Consider the following 15,488-nt stretch of genomic DNA (forward strand, 5'->3'; position numbering starts at 1 on the left):
CAATCTGTTGATAAGTAATGTTTTATGTAGTTTGGCACGCTCTTTGCCTTTTCTATGGCAGAAAATAACACAAAAATGAAACAGATAATATTGACATCAGTTCTTTCGTTCAGCCTGGCAACAGTTGCTATGGCCCAGGAAAAGCTCTGGACAATGGATGAATGTATGCATTACGCCGTTGAGAATAGCCCTAAAGTGAAGAAACAAGCTTATACGAGCGACTCCTATAAAGCGGATCTTAATTCGGCGGTGGCATCCTTTTTCCCCTCTATGAGTGCAAGTGTAGGAGCGCAGTATAGTTACGGGCGTTCTATCAACCCGAAGGATAATACCTATAAGAATACGTCGACTTTTAATAACTCTTATGGTCTGAATGTTTCTATTCCTATTTTTAACGGGGGACAGTTAATCAATCAGTGGCGTATGGCAAAGGCTAACCGTCAATTGGGAATGAACGATATCCAGAAAGAAAAGGACGATTTGGCCATCAATACGATGGAGGCATTTATGAATGTGGTCTACTATCGGGGGACAGTAAAGCTGGCCGCCGAACAGTTGGAAGAAAACAGTCGTATCCTGTATAGAACCAAACGGCAGGAAGAATTGGGATTGAAGGGTAAAGCAGACGTAGCCCAGATCGAAGCCCAGGTTGCTGCCAATGACTATAACCTGACTCATCAGCAGAATTTATATGATGCCGCTGTGCTTACTTTGAAGCAGAATATGAATTTCCCTTCCGATATGGAGCTGGATGTCGATACTTTGTTGCTCGACCAGTCGTATGCCTCCATGATGGAATCTATCGATGAGATTTATGACTATGCTTCTGAAAATAACCCGACAGCCATGCAAGCTAAACTGCAACTGAAAGCATCCAAGATGCAGTATTTGGTATATAAAGGTCGTCTGCTGCCGAGTATTTCTTTTACAGCCGGTGTTTCGACTAACTATTTTGAGGATTTAAAAGCCGATAAAACAGCCAGTGATTATGAACCTGTTACTCCTTTCGGTAGCCAATTTAAGAATAACCGTGGCGAATACATAGCTTTCAACCTGAGCTTCCCGCTCTTCGACGGACTGAGTCGTCTGACCAACCTGCGCAAAGCACGCAATAATATGCGTATCGCCCAGGAACAGGAGACGGAAGTGCTTCGCCAGTTGCAGACAGCTATCGAACAGGCTGTTCTCGATCGTGAGGGCTATGCAAAGGAAACGATCCAGATGCAAAAGAAAGCAGAAGCCGATGAAATTGCTTACCAGGTTACTTTCCGTAAGTTTGAAGAAGGCCTGATGAGCCCGATCGACCTGCAAACCAGTGCCAATACATTATTATTGTCGAAAGCCGACCTGCTGCAACGGAAACTGATGTATCTGATGAAGTGTAAGCTCGTCGATTACTATAAAGGCAAACCTTTAATCGAAGGTGTAAACTAAGAACAAAGCACATAATTATACTGATAATAAAGAAATAAAAACATACAATCATGGATATTCAATTAGAAAAGAAAAGAGGCATTCAGAAGAAACATTTACCTTATGTAGCAGGTGGCGTTTTATTCCTTGTATTGGTAGGCTGGATCATCTTCGGCGATCATGCATCGACTCTGAAAGTAGATGCGCGCGGCATCAGCATCGGCAATGCGGTACGTGAACAGTTCAATGATTTCGTTCGTGTGGACGGACAGGTACAGCCAATCACCGTCGTGCAGTTAAGCCCGGAAGAAGGCGGTATCGTACAGGAGAAAGTAGTGGAAGAAGGAGCCCAGGTGAAGAAAGGCGATGTAATTGTACGTCTCTCCAACTCCAGCCTCGACCTTCAGATCCTGGATGCGGAAGCACAGTTGGCAGAAAAACAGAACTTCCTGCGTAATACCCAGGTAGCGATGGAACAGGACAAGTTAAGCAACCAACTGGAAAAAGCCCAGCTGGACGTGGATATGAACCGTGCCCGCCGTGCTTATCACCAACAGCAGAAATTGTATGAAGAAAGCCTGATCGCCAAGGAAGATTACCTGAAAGCGAAAGAAGACTATGAACTGGCGACAAAGAAATATGACCTCGTTGTGCAGCGTTTATATCAGGACTCGATTTCCCGTACCATCCAGATGGAAGAGATGGAAACCAGTTTGGCTAACATGCGCCGTAACATCCAGTTGGTTCATGAACGGAAGGAACACCTGAATGTCCGCTCACAGATTAACGGAGAACTGGGTCTACTCGATGTCGTGCTGGGACAGAACGTGACTGCCGGTATGAAGATCGGACAGATCAACGACCTTTCCGATTATAAGGTGGAGGCCATGATCGACGAACATTATATCGACCGTGTCAAGCCGGGATTGAGTGCCGCCTTCGACCGTCAGGGAACCAGTTTCGCACTGGCCGTACGCAAGGTGTATCCGGAAGTACGCGACGGAAAGTTCCGCACGGACTTTGTGTTTACCGGCGAACGTCCTGACAATATCCGCAGCGGACAGACTTATTATATCAATCTCGAACTGGGTCAGCCGACCGAAAGCATCATCATCCCGCGCGGAACCTTCTTCCAGAGCACAGGTGGTAGCTGGATCTTCGTACTCGATAAGGACGGTAAGAAAGCTTATCGCCGCAAGATCAAGATCGGCCGCCAGAACCCGCAGTATTATGAAGTGATCGAAGGTCTGGAAGCAGGCGAGAAGGTAATCGTATCGAGCTACGAAAGCTACAAGGATAATGAGGTGCTGGTATTGGAGTGATCAATGATGTGGCAATTATAGGAAAAGGTGAATATTTTTAGTGTCGTAGTATGTCCCGAAGGGACTAATTGTGAATAGCCCCCGGTGAAGCCGGGGGATTATGATACCCGCCGGATGGTGCGTCCCTGAAGGGGGCGAACAATACGATATGGTTGACCCCCTTCGGGGATCACCGGGTGGTGGTCAATGTGAACCCCCGGCTTCACCGGGGGCTATTCACAGTCAGCCCTTTCAGGGCAAAGACAACGATGCAGAAACATTCTAAACTGGCAATAACCGAATATAAAACACACTATTATAATGAAGAATTTATACATATCTTTCCGCACCCTGTTCAAAAAGGGCAGACATAATGATATTAAGATACTGTCGTTGGGCGTAGGCCTGGCAATGGGGTTGGTACTTATTGCCAAAGTATGTTTCGAGTTGTCGTACGATAATTTCTATCCCGAGTCTGACCGGGTTTTTGCTATCCAGGAGAACTTTAGCATCGGAGATAAGAGCCATGACGGCTTCCCCTGCGTCAGTGGCGGAGTAGCTCCCGGTATGAAAGCCGAGATCCCCGGTGTGGAGGCCGCTACCCGTTGTGATAGAATGGGCGAACTGGTCATGAAAACATCCGGCGATAAGAAATATAAGGCCACCTTCATTATGGCAGACTCCTGTTTCTACGACGTTCTGCCCCGCGAAATGCTGGCCGGCGATGCCCGGGAGACACTGTCGCGCCCCCTTTATGCCCTTGTTTCGGAAGAAATGGCCGGTAAAATAGACCCCGACGGAGCAGACGTGATCGGCAAAACCTTTGAGGTGGAGACTTTTCCCGGCGTCCAGATCACGGTCGGCGGTGTGTTTAAGGATGTTCCGAAGAATACCCATCTTTATTACGATATACTGGTCTCCCTTTCCTCCTTCAAGGCCATTGCCGGCTGGACGAAGGAAGACCAATGGCTGGGCGGCGACAGCTACAACGCCTACGTCCTCCTGCAACCCGGCCTGTCGGCAGACGATATGCTGCAACCTATGGCCGAAATGCTCGACCGTCACGTCGATTCGAAGAAACTGAAGGAGCAGGGCATGAGTTATAGCATCTTCCTGCGTCCGCTCGGCGAGCTTTATGCCAGCTCTCCGGCCACCAAGCGTATGGCCGTGATGCTGACAGCCATCGCTTTCGCCATCCTTTTTGCCGCCCTGATGAACTATGTGCTGCTGGTCATCTCCTCGATGGTGACCCGCTCGAAGGATGTGGCGATCCATAAATGCTACGGCGCGACGGGCTGGAACATCACCGACATGATCTTCTCGGAGACATTTCTCAACCTATTGATATCCGTTGTCTTCTCCACACTCCTCGTATTCGGTTTCCGCCGTATCGTGGAAGAACTGCTGGGCACCTCGCTGTCGTCGCTTTTCACGCCCGATACGCTGATGATCCTGTTGGGCGTCTGTGTGCTGGTGTTTCTGGTGGCCGGCCTGCTACCTTCCCAACTGTTCGCCAAGATTCCCGTTGCGTTGGTATTCCGTTCGTACACCAACTCCCGGCGGTCGTGGAAGAAAGCCTTGCTGTTTATCCAGTTCGTGGCGGTAGGTTTCCTCGTATGCCTGCTCATCGTCATTGGCGGGCAATATAGTTTCATGGTGAATGATAATCCCGGATACTCTTATGACCGGTTGGCTTATTGTAACCTGGAAGGCGTTTCCCAATCTTCACGCAAAGCGCTGATGGATGAAATCCGCAAGCAGGGGGAAGTGGAAGACGTTACGACCTGCTACGAATTGCCGGCCTTTTCCGGTTCGGGCGATATCGTCTACCGTCCCGGTACGGACGATGCCGTAGCCCATTTCCAGGATCTTTACGGCACCAATGCCAACTTCGTCTCGCTGCTGGAGATGAAGGTGATAGAGGGACAAGCCTTCGACGAATCCTATTCCGACTCTATGCAACTTGTCATGCTGAGCCGCCAGATGGCTACCGAACTGGCCAACGTATTCGAATGGAAAGACGGTGTGGTAGGCAAGAGGCTCGATATCGGCGGGCATGGCACGAACGATCCCTTCACCGTTGTCGGCGTTTACGACGACGTACGCATCGGACAGATCGGCCAGGAAGGCATGGTCAACTCCGCCATCTTTTTCAGTAAACGGGCCGAGCAGACCCTTGTTGTCAAATTCCGTGAAAGGAATGCGGAGAATCTGGCCCATATAAATAATGTAATAAAAGAATTCCTGCCCGACCGCGACATCAACCTCGTCGATTACCGTTTCAGCCTCGCGAAGCTCTACGATACCTCGCGTATTTTCCGCGACTCAGTGATGGCCGGAGGCATCATCACCCTGATCATCGCCCTGATCGGTCTGATCGGTTACATCAACGACGAGACGAACCGCCGCGGGAAAGAAATTGCCGTACGCAAAATCAACGGGGCCACCGAACGGGATATCCTCCGTCTGATCTCCTCGGATATTGTATGGATGGCACTGCCAGCTATTCTGATCGGTGCGGGTGCTTCGTGGTTTGCCGGCGAAAAGTGGTTGCAGCAGTTTTCGGAAAAGATCCCGATGAATGCCGGCCTGTTCCTGGCCGGCTCCGTGGTCGTGCTGGCGGTTATCCTCCTGACGGTGGTCTACCGTACCTGGATGGTGGCGAATGCCAATCCGGTGCTGAGCCTGAAATCGGAATAGGAAAAGGATGTATATATTACGAAATAAAATAAAAGCAATACAAATATGAAGAATTTCAACATGGCACTCCGTTCCCTTTTTAAGAAGGGGAGGAGTAACGGGATCAAGATCCTTGCGCTGGCCGTCGGACTGGCGATGGGACTAGTGTTGGTAGCGAAAGTCTGCTTCGAGCGTTCGTACGATAACTTCTATCCGGATAACGAACGGATTTATCTCGTGAAGTCAGACCTGAACAGAGACGGCAAAAAAGACTCCTGGGGACAGGTGAGCGGCGCCATCGCCCCCGGTATGAAAGCCGAGGTGCCCGGTGTGGAGTTTGCCACCCGCTACACCCGTATCGGCGAGAACAACGAACTGATCATGACTCCCGAAGAGCAATATTTAAGGGCTACGATCCTGTTGGCCGACACCAGCTTTTTCGACATCTTCCCCCGTCCCATACTGATAGGCAATCCGAAAGAAGCCCTGGCACGTCCCGGCTACGTGATGATCTCCCGTTCGCTGGCCGAGAAGATGGGCGGCGTGGGGGATGCGGTAGGCAAGACCTTCGTGCGCGACGCCAACCACGGCTCTCCCTTCATCATCGGCGGCGTGTTTGAGGATATCCCCGAAAATAGCCACCTGCGCTATGATGCCGTGGCTTCGCTGGCCGCCATGTCGGAACGAAGCACGACCAACTGGGTGGGGAACGACCGTTATATCGCTTACGTGAAGCTGCTCCCCGGCACCGATCCCAACGGACTGGCCCCCGCCATTCGCCGCATGCAGGAGCGCAACCAGGATATGGAAGGCCTGAAAAAAGCCGGGGTAGACCTCTCTTACTCCATCTTCCCGTTGCAAGACATCCACAATAACAGCAAAGATGTGAAGGACATGAATTACATGCTCCTTTTCATGGCTATCATCCTGATTTCAATCGCCGTATTGAATTATATCCTGGTGGTGATTTCCACCCTGATCGGCCGCGCCAAGGAGGTGGCCGTACATAAATGCTACGGTGCATCCGGAAAAAATATCTTCGGTATGATCCTCTCCGAATCGTTCCTGCACCTGCTGCTTTCGTTGTTGCTGGCTGCCTTCCTGATTGTCATTTTCAAAGGAAGGATAGAAGAATTATTGTCAGCCTCGCTATCAGCCCTCTTCACGTTGCCTACCCTGTCGATCCTGCTGGCCATCTGCGTGGTGGTATTTGCGGTGACGGGCCTTGTGCCGACCTGGCTTTTCATGCGTATCCCGGTGGCGTCGGCCTTCCGAAGTATGAAAGAATCGAAGCGTTACTGGAAACTCTGCCTGCTGTTCGTGCAGTTCGTTGCCACCGCCTATCTGGTGGCCCTGTTGATTACCATCAGCCGCCAGTACGACACGATGATTGCGAGCGATACGGGCTACGCCTACGAGAATCTGGTCTATTGCGATACGCGGGGTGCCGGCCAACAACAGCGCGAGCTTGCTATGGCCGAACTGCGCCGCTTGCCTCAGGTGGATCTGGTATCGTGCTGCACATCATTACCTATTTATAGTCCGTCCGGCAACAATATCAGCATTCCGGGTGATGACCGGGATTTGTTCAACATAGCCGACATGTATTTCGTAGGCGACTCCTATTTCGACCTGATGGAGATACCCGTTGTAGAAGGCGAGGCTTTCCGTCCCAATGAGGCCAATGCCGATAAAATCATGGTCAGCCGCCGTTTCACCGAACTGATGGAGAAAACGGCCGGTTGGACGGGAAGTGTCATTGGCAAAGGTGTTATCGTCAGTGAGCATAGCGACAGTTCGAGCGTATTTACCATCACCGGCGTGTTCGACGATTTCCGCATCGGTTCGTTGAAAGGCCCCGATATGCGTGCCTCCGTCTTTTTTTATGCCACTCCCGACTGCTACAATCCTCCGGTCAATATCCTGATAAAGATGAACACGCTGTCGTCAGAAACGCTTTCGGAAGTCAACCGCGTTTTGACGGAAGCCATACCCGGCCGAAGGGTCGAAGCCTCCGTTTTGAAAATGGATATAGTCAGCCAGTACCAGGACGACCGTGATTTCCGCGACGCGATCATGATCAGCGGCATCGTCACTCTGCTGATTGCCCTGATCGGCCTGCTGGGATATACGGCCGACGAGACAAACCGCCGCGGCCGCGAAATAGCCATCCGCAAGGTGAACGGGGCTACGGCCGAAAGTATCCTCCGTATGCTTTCGCGCGACGTCTCTTACATCGCCCTTCCTGCCCTGGCGATCGGTGCCGCCATCGCCTATATCAACGCCGAGGGCTGGCTGGAGAAATTCGCCGAACGCATCCATCTGAATCTCTTTATGTTTATCGGGGCGGCCTTGTTCGTCTACGTCATTATCATCGCTTGCGTGTTGATACGGGCATGGAATGTGGCGAATGAAAACCCGGTGGAGAGTATAAAGGCGGATTAGGGAAAACGTTGGAAATGCAATATGTAAAACTTCCGGTAACTTGAATCGCTTTCAGGATGCCGGAAGTTTTACTTTTTACGTTTCCAATCGCTTTTACACCGTCAGAAGTTTTACAGATTCCGTTTCCGATCGCTTTTACACCCCAGGAAGTTTTACGGATTCCATTTTCAATCGCTTTTATCTCCCCGGAAGTTTTACTTTCGGCATAATAAATCTCTTCCAACTGCTAAAAAAAGATGAAAAAAGTATCTCCGATTGATTCTTAATCCTTACATTGCATCCGTATTATACAAGCAATCATTTTAAAAATAAAATTATGGGGACATTAACTAAGATTCAGGAGTATTTCCTTGGCAATCTGAATAATTCGGAATATGCCAACCATCTGAATCGTTTCAGGGCTCTTTTCCGGAAAGAGGAGAGTGGGGAAGATGACCGCCCGGTAATTGAAAGCGCAGACTCGTTGGTAAGCTCCAGTGCGCTGGGGTTCAGCAATGAGATGGTGACGGCTTTCGATACCGACCTCGGCCTGTTGGATGACCTGGTAAATCTATCGCGTACCAGCGATGAAACTGCTCTGTTGGCCGAAGAAGACAAACGTCGCGACGACCTGATCGTATATTTTACTACCACTATCTCTCAAACCCGTAAAAGCCCGGTCGCTGCCCAGAAAAATGCGGCCATAAGCCTTTACAATCAGGTGAAACCTTATGTGGGTATCTACAAACTGGCCGACCAACAGGAAACACAGCAGATAAACGGCCTGCTGCTCGATATGGAAAAAGAACCGAATAAGACGAACGTCGCCACCCTCGGCCTCACCACCGTGCTGGACGAACTGAAGGCTTCGAACCAACGTTTCATCGAACTGACCGCCCAGCGTACCGAAGGCCGTGCCGTTGCAACAGTGGAGAATAGCAAGGCTGTCCGTCTGCGTCTCGATCCTCTTTATGACGATATGGCTTTATTGGCGACTGCTACAAATGTGATCAATCCTACGGCCGAAACCGCCGCCTTCATCACTTCCGTCAACGCCCTGATCGACGAAACCAAAGCCCGCTACAACCAGCGTATCGGTATCGCCAAGGCAAACAAAAACAAGAAACCGGAAGACGACCGCCCGGTGATCGAATAGAATTAATAAAAAAAGATCCCTGTCCTTTTCGGGCAGGGATCTTTTTTTATTATCTAATCTTCTTTCCTCTATTTTACAGTACGTATAGGCAATTTCAGTACTCCGTCGATGGCGGCTCCGGCTTTTGTCTGGTTTTTCTTCGGCCCGGGGATCAATGGGCTATAGGCCAATACATGGCGGATGCGGTCGTGCTGGTCTTGTGTGAACTGGTCGGAATAGCTGAAGGCGTAATCCATGATGTTACGGGACGTGAACTTCTGGCCGGTCGTGCAGTTTTCCCTTAAAGCGAGGGTAGGCAAGTCACGTACTCCCAAAGACAGTTGAATATCTACCCACTGGTCGTAATACACTTTATTGTATGTCGGCGTATCCTTGCAATAATCGGAATCGGTACATCCGTCATAGGTGCCGTTTTCATCTTCCGAAAAGACGTGGTGCACTCCTAAATAATGACCTAGCTCGTGAGCCACGGTCACGGTTACATCGGTCGTATTGTAGGTGGTAGAAGTCGATTGCTGGTCGATATAAAGGCTGTTGATGGAACAGCAATAGGGGAAATTGAGGTTCTTTAGTTCCAGGTAAGAATACTTGGTTTCATTGAGCCCTTCCAGAGAATTGTTGCCTGTGGTAGTGAATGGCAAATGAGAAATACCCAAAGTGACGGAATTTGTTTCCGGGTCCGATGCAAAGTTATAAATCATCACATTGATATACTGGTTAGGATCCCAAAGATATTTTACGTTTTTTCCGGTATTGTCGGACATAAATGCGTCGCAGTCGATAGGGTAGCTGTCCGGCCATTTGATATATTCCACTCCCGGAGAAGTTAATGTTTCCCCGTCGGGATTCGTAGTCGCCAGCGTAAAAGTCAGGTTCATACCGATACTATTGCTCCTGTCTTTGTACAGGTCGTTGACTGCGTTTAGTATTTCTGCCAAACGGTTTTGACTGACATATTGCAACGGATCGCCGGAGCTTTTGTACAACACGTGGAAGATGACGGGGAGTTCATAATGATATTCGTCTGCGCTTGTACTGCCGGCCTGCTGGTTGACAGTGATCGTCTTTTTTATTCCGGAGGAAGCTATGACGATTGAAGCGTCTCTTACGGTTGTATTTAAGTTGGCATCTACGACTATCTTGATCGGTTGATTGCTTGCCCCCTGGGCAGGTACGAGTTTGCACCAGGTCGAAGAAGTCTCCGCCGTCCAGGTATTACTGCTGCTGATCTCCACAGTCAACGTCGTTCCTTCGCTGCTGATATTCTCAAAAGATGACTCCGATAATTCCAATTTTAAGTTATCTTCGGTGTTGGAATCCTTACAACCGGCAAATAACAGCATCCATATGGATACTAACAGCAAATATTTGATATTCATAGATGAAATGTTTTTATATTTAAAACAATGTTGCAAACTTAGGTAAAAATATATGATTAATAAACGGGTTTAATAAAAGAATAGCATATTTATTCAATATAAAATGTTACGTTTCCGCTGTCCGGTTGTCTTTATAGTAGAATGGAACAAGAACAGTTTAAAATAGAAATAGTACCCCTGCGGCAAAAGCTGATCCGTTGCGCCGGCCGTTTGCTGGATGATCCGGAAGAGGTGGAGGATGTCGTGCAGGAGGTCTTTCTGAAACTCTGGTATATCCGGGGGGAACTCGACCGGTATGACAGCGTGGAGGCTGTGGCTCTGCAAACGACGAAGCATTTGTCGCTGAACCGGCTCAAATCGTTCCAGCTGCGGCAGAGGGAACAGCTCACCGAGTCTGTCGTCCCTGGTAACTGGTCGACCCCTTATACCGAACTGGAGCAGAAAGACAATGTCGACCAGGTGATGCGCATCATCGACCGCTTGCCCGGCCTTCAGCAGATTATCCTCCGCATGAAGCATGTCGACGGATACGAAGTGGAGGAGATCGCTTCCCTGACCGGCAGCACTCCCGAAGCCGTCCGTATGAATCTCTCACGTGCCAGAAGACGGGTGAAAGAATTATTTTTTAAAATGTAACAGCTATGCAGACAAACAAACAGAAACATATAGAAGATTTGTTGGAACGTTTCTTCGACGGACAGACCTCCAACGCGGAAGAGCAGGAATTGTATGCATTCTTCAATAGCCCCAGCGTCCCGGAAGCACTCCGGTCATACCAGTCCGTATTCGCCTATTTTGAGACAGGGATCAAAGAGGAATTCAGCGGACAGCCTGCCGAAGCCGGACGCATCTCCCTGAAATCCTCCGGCAAGTTCTGGTTATGGATTGGAACCGGTGTCGCCGTCTCCCTCTTGTTCTTTCTGGTCTATTCCCTGGGCTTCGACCGTCCGGCCTCCTTCAATCCCTACGAAGGAAGTTACATTGTACGCAACGGCGTACGTATTACCGACATGAAGGAGATCCTGCCGGAACTGGAATACAGCCTCCGCGAAGTAAAACTTCAGCAGGAAGAGGCCGAACAAATAGCCCGGCAGGTTAACCGGAAAGAAAAACTACTTCGTGACAGGGAAATAAATGCTACCAACCCTTACCTAAAAATACTGAAGGAAAACCCGAACAAGTATTTCCGGCAGGAGATGAAATGGATCTTATATAACGAATAAAAGGAACGAACAGTATCAATCATCAAAAGATAAACATTATGAAAGCGAAGAAGACTATTTTATTGTGTGTAATCCTCCTGGCAGGATGTATGACCGAAGGATTGAAGGCGCAGGAATCCCTGAACGCTCTTATGAAGAAGTGCGAGAACATGGATACGATCGATATGAACGTGATCTATAACAAGAACCGGGAGACGAAAAAGACGGAGAAGATCATCAAGACGGTTACTTTCTCAAACAACCAGAAACTGCTGGATGAATTTGTGGCAGCCTTTGATAAGGACAAGAATGCCGCCTACAAGATCATCGACGACAAGAAGAGCGGGAAGCTGTTGCCTTCATTCTACCGGTTTGGAAGCGGGAATACGGATATTTCCTATTCCTTGTCTGTCTCCAAGTCCGGCAAGGTGACGGTCAGCAAGATCGAGCGGTTCGATTATAATCCTAAAAAAGCCGGGAATTTCGAATTTGATACAGACTTCATAGACACCGGAGTGTTCGATATACAGAACACCAAATGATTAAAATGTAACTATATTGGAAAGTATCCGGCCTGGGAAGGTCGGATGCTTTTGTTTTGGCCTGCCTACTGTCTAATAAATTTACACCACTGTCTAATATTTTGACACATCGGCAAAATAGTAATTATTCTAGTTGTTTGTAAACTAATTAATTACCAACTTTGGCACACTATTTGCCCTTATATAGACAGAAGTATTAAAACAAATAGAATTGTATAATTTAATAACAAATAGCCATGATTAAAATTGAAGGATTAAGTAAACATTTCCGTACAGAAGAGGTAGAAACAATAGCATTGAACAATGTATCATTGGAAGTGAAGGATGGAGAATTTGTTGCCATCATGGGACCTTCCGGTTGCGGTAAATCAACATTATTAAATATTTTGGGCTTGTTGGATAACCCGACTTCGGGTGATTATTACCTGGCTGATAAGGAAGTGGGCCACCTGAAAGAGAAAGAACGTACACAGGTACGTAAAGGTAATATCGGTTTCGTATTCCAGAGCTTCAACTTGATCGACGAACTGAATGTTTACGAGAATGTGGAACTGCCTTTGACTTACCTGAAAGTAAAAGCTTCCGAACGCAAACAAATGGTGAACGATATCCTGAAACGTATGAACATCAGCCACCGTGCTGCTCACTTCCCACAACAGCTCTCCGGAGGTCAGCAGCAGCGTGTAGCCATTGCCCGTGCCGTCGTTTCCAACCCGAAGATCATCCTTGCCGATGAGCCGACCGGTAACCTGGACTCCAAGAACGGTGCCGAAGTTATGCAGTTGCTTACCGAACTAAACAAAGAGGGAACAACCATTATCATGGTAACCCACTCCAAACATGATGCCAGCTTTGCCCACCGTATCATCAACCTGTTCGACGGTAGCATCGTTTCATCGGTAAGCGAATTTATCTGATCAAAAGATTTTTCCAGACACATAAACATATAGCTAGATTTAAAAAGTCAAGAACAAACATGAACATATCCTACCTGTGAAGGCGGGATATGTTATCTTTCTCGCCACAAGTAAAGAATAATAAACTCGATTAAAAGATGAATAACCTGTTAAACATAAAATCATTTCTGAAATTCTTAAGCAGAAATAAAGCATACACAGCCATCGACGTATTCGGACTGTCGGTATCGTTGATGTTCGTTATCCTGATCGCCGTTTACACCTCTCAGGAATTGTCTGTCGATAAATTCCATACCGACGGCGATCGTATTTATGCACTGACCAGGGATGATGGATTCTCCACCGGACTACCTATTGCTTATTACCTGAAAGAACGTTACCCGGAGATCGAAAAGGTTTGCCCGGTGATCACCAGTAATATCGATCAGCAAATTATCACCTGGAATGAGAGAAAGCTGAGTGCAAAACCATTGCTTGTGGATTCCTGTTTCTTCCGTTTCTTTTCTTTCAAACTATTGAATGGAGATCCTGACAAGGTGCTCGAAAACAAAGGAAATGTTGTATTGTCGCGCACCTTTGCCAATAAACTGTTTGGCACAAACGACCCGGTGGGAGAAAGTATTGTAATCGGCGACTCGATCTCTTACCAGATCAGCGGTATCATGGAAGATATCAAAAACTCGACCTTGCCTTATGCCGATATCGTGTTCCGGGTGGAGCGGGCAACCGAATACAACTGGTCGATCCGTATGGACAACCCGATGAATGCCGGTTCGACCACCGCCTTCCTGATGGTGAACCGGGGAGCTGACCTGAACCAGAAGACGGATGATATACTCGCTTTCCTTAAAGAGAGATTCTGGATCTATAAACAGGGAATGCAGCATGAAGTCGGCCTTGTACCGCTTGAAGAAATATATTTCTCGGGTATAAACATGTCCGGTATGCTCAAGAGTGGCAATAAACGCTTCGTGATCGTATTGCTGTCGGTCGGCATCCTTATCCTGATCTTTGCCATTTTTAATTATATCAACCTGACGGTAGCCCAGGCCGGACAGCGTGCGAAAGAGATGGCTACCCGACGCTTGCTCGGCTCGTCGCGCAAGGAGTTATTTTTCCGGCTGATGGAAGAATCAACTCTGCTGACAATACTTTCTTTTGTTGTCGGATGGTTGCTTGCGAATGCAGTAGTGCCTTTTGTCAATAATCTCCTGCAACCGAATATGCCGATCGACTTGGGGACAACCTTCACGCCGGTTTGGTTTGTGTCTGCAATCGTACTGATTCTGTTGACCGGTATTATAGCCGGATTTCTACCGGCCATACTAATTTCTTCGGTAAAGCCGATCGATATTGTGCGTGGTACGTTCCGTCGGCAGACGAAGATGGTGTTCAGCAAAGTATTCATTACTTTCCAGAATGGGATCACAATTGCCATGATCGCAGCTTCCATTGTTATGATCCTGCAATCGCGTCATCTGATTAATGCTCCGCTTGGATATAATACGAAGCATATCCTGGAGATCAACAATAACTTTGGAAACAGATCCAACAGCGATGCGGCTATTGATGAGTTTGCCCGTCAGTCGTTCGTTAAACGTATCGGACTGACTAACGGGATGCCGTTGAGCGGATGTAACGGTATTTCGTCCAGTTACGAGGGTAAGTTTCAGCTCTTCCGTGAAATGCAAATGGATAGCATTGCATTCAACATATTAGGGCTTGAAGTCGTGCGTGATAACAAATTGGCGGATGAGGGAAGGTATTTGACTGAGCAGGCTATGCGTGAAATGGAATTGCCTTTGGATGCTCCAAGTTTCAAAATGGGGGACAATACCATACCGATAGCCGGTATCCTGCGTGATTTCCACATAGGAAATATCACCGATGAAACTTCTCCGACGATGGTCAGCGTTGTCGATCGGTCTAAGCTCGGCCCCTGGTCGATATTGGTAGAAGTGGAAGGGGATCCTTATACGGCTTACAATAAATTAGAAGAGATCTTTAAGAAGATATCCGGCGGATTCGATTTTAGTGCATCTTATCTGGACGAGCAGGTTCAGAAATCGTTTGAAACGGAAGTGCGTACCACCAAGATCGTTTCCATCTTTGCCTGTATTGCCATTCTGATCTCTATGTTGGGATTGCTGGCTATGTCTACTTATTTTATCCAGCAACGTTCGCAGGAGGTGGCTATCCGCAAGGTATTCGGTTCGGATAACCAAAGCATTTTATACCGTCTGGTCAGTTCGTTCCTGGTCTATGTCGGCATTGCTTTTGTCATTGCAACACCTATTATCTGGTATTTTATGAATCAATGGTTGTCCGATTATTCATACCGGATATCCCTGAACCCGCTGATCTTTGTTACAGCCGGAGTTTTCTGTCTGTTCATATCGTTCGTGACAGTCTTTTTCCAGAGCCATCAAGCGGCTAATAGCAATCCGGTGAATAGTATTGCCAACAAGTAATCTA

General features: G+C 48.1%; 12 protein-coding genes. 11 read left to right on the top strand and 1 reads right to left on the bottom strand.

From position 1 onward, the window contains the following. Nucleotides 1-75: 75 nt before the first annotated feature. The 6 genes from HMPREF1212_RS07700 (at nt 76) to HMPREF1212_RS07720 (ending at nt 8,973) form a co-directional block, all read left to right on the top strand. Nucleotides 76-1,434, top strand: coding sequence for a TolC family protein (locus HMPREF1212_RS07700; protein ID WP_028727299.1), 1,359 nt, complete (start codon nt 76-78; stop codon nt 1,432-1,434). 50 nt (nt 1,435-1,484) lie between these two features. After that, a complete protein-coding gene (locus tag HMPREF1212_RS07705; RefSeq protein WP_028727300.1) occupies nt 1,485-2,735 on the top strand; it encodes an efflux RND transporter periplasmic adaptor subunit in 1,251 nt (416 codons plus the stop codon). 100 nt (nt 2,736-2,835) lie between these two features. Beyond that, entirely contained in the window at nt 2,836-3,000 is a 165-nt protein-coding gene (locus tag HMPREF1212_RS26950; RefSeq protein WP_157316966.1) for a hypothetical protein, read from the top strand. A gap of 35 nt (nt 3,001-3,035) precedes the next feature. Further along, nucleotides 3,036-5,414, top strand: a complete 2,379-nt coding sequence (locus tag HMPREF1212_RS07710) for an FtsX-like permease family protein (protein WP_046148968.1) — start codon at nt 3,036-3,038, stop codon at nt 5,412-5,414. Nucleotides 5,415-5,459: 45 nt separating this feature from the next. Continuing rightward, nucleotides 5,460-7,838 (top strand): ABC transporter permease, encoded by a 2,379-nt coding sequence (locus tag HMPREF1212_RS07715; RefSeq protein ID WP_046148969.1) that lies wholly within the window; start codon nt 5,460-5,462, stop codon nt 7,836-7,838. A gap of 316 nt (nt 7,839-8,154) precedes the next feature. Continuing rightward, nucleotides 8,155-8,973 (top strand): DUF6261 family protein, encoded by an 819-nt coding sequence (locus HMPREF1212_RS07720; RefSeq protein WP_046148970.1) that lies wholly within the window; start codon nt 8,155-8,157, stop codon nt 8,971-8,973. A gap of 68 nt (nt 8,974-9,041) precedes the next feature. Here the strand turns inward: HMPREF1212_RS07720 and HMPREF1212_RS07725 are convergent, their stop codons facing one another. Next, nucleotides 9,042-10,352 (bottom strand): zinc-dependent metalloproteinase lipoprotein, encoded by a 1,311-nt coding sequence (locus tag HMPREF1212_RS07725; protein ID WP_046148971.1) that lies wholly within the window; start codon nt 10,350-10,352, stop codon nt 9,042-9,044. Between the two features lie 141 nt (nt 10,353-10,493). Here HMPREF1212_RS07725 and HMPREF1212_RS07730 point away from each other — a divergent pair, with 141 nt between their 5' ends. The 5 genes from HMPREF1212_RS07730 (at nt 10,494) to HMPREF1212_RS07750 (ending at nt 15,484) form a co-directional block, all read left to right on the top strand. Beyond that, nucleotides 10,494-10,988: an RNA polymerase sigma factor gene (locus tag HMPREF1212_RS07730; protein ID WP_046148972.1), complete on the top strand. Its 495-nt coding sequence runs from the start codon at nt 10,494-10,496 to the stop codon at nt 10,986-10,988. 5 nt (nt 10,989-10,993) lie between these two features. Further along, complete coding sequence (locus tag HMPREF1212_RS07735) at nt 10,994-11,575, top strand: hypothetical protein (RefSeq protein WP_046148973.1); 582 nt, start codon at nt 10,994-10,996, stop codon at nt 11,573-11,575. 38 nt (nt 11,576-11,613) lie between these two features. Next, nucleotides 11,614-12,096: a DUF5024 domain-containing protein gene (locus tag HMPREF1212_RS07740; RefSeq protein ID WP_028727307.1), complete on the top strand. Its 483-nt coding sequence runs from the start codon at nt 11,614-11,616 to the stop codon at nt 12,094-12,096. A gap of 236 nt (nt 12,097-12,332) precedes the next feature. Beyond that, nucleotides 12,333-13,013: an ABC transporter ATP-binding protein gene (locus tag HMPREF1212_RS07745; protein ID WP_028727308.1), complete on the top strand. Its 681-nt coding sequence runs from the start codon at nt 12,333-12,335 to the stop codon at nt 13,011-13,013. A 137-nt stretch (nt 13,014-13,150) separates the two neighbouring features. Continuing rightward, the gene (locus HMPREF1212_RS07750; protein WP_046148974.1) at nt 13,151-15,484 is read left to right on the top strand and encodes an ABC transporter permease; all 2,334 of its coding nucleotides are present in this window, start codon (nt 13,151-13,153) and stop codon (nt 15,482-15,484) included. Nucleotides 15,485-15,488 lie beyond the last annotated feature (4 nt).

Source organism: Parabacteroides sp. HGS0025 (assembly GCF_000969845.1).
Lineage (GTDB): Bacteria > Bacteroidota > Bacteroidia > Bacteroidales > Tannerellaceae > Parabacteroides > Parabacteroides gordonii.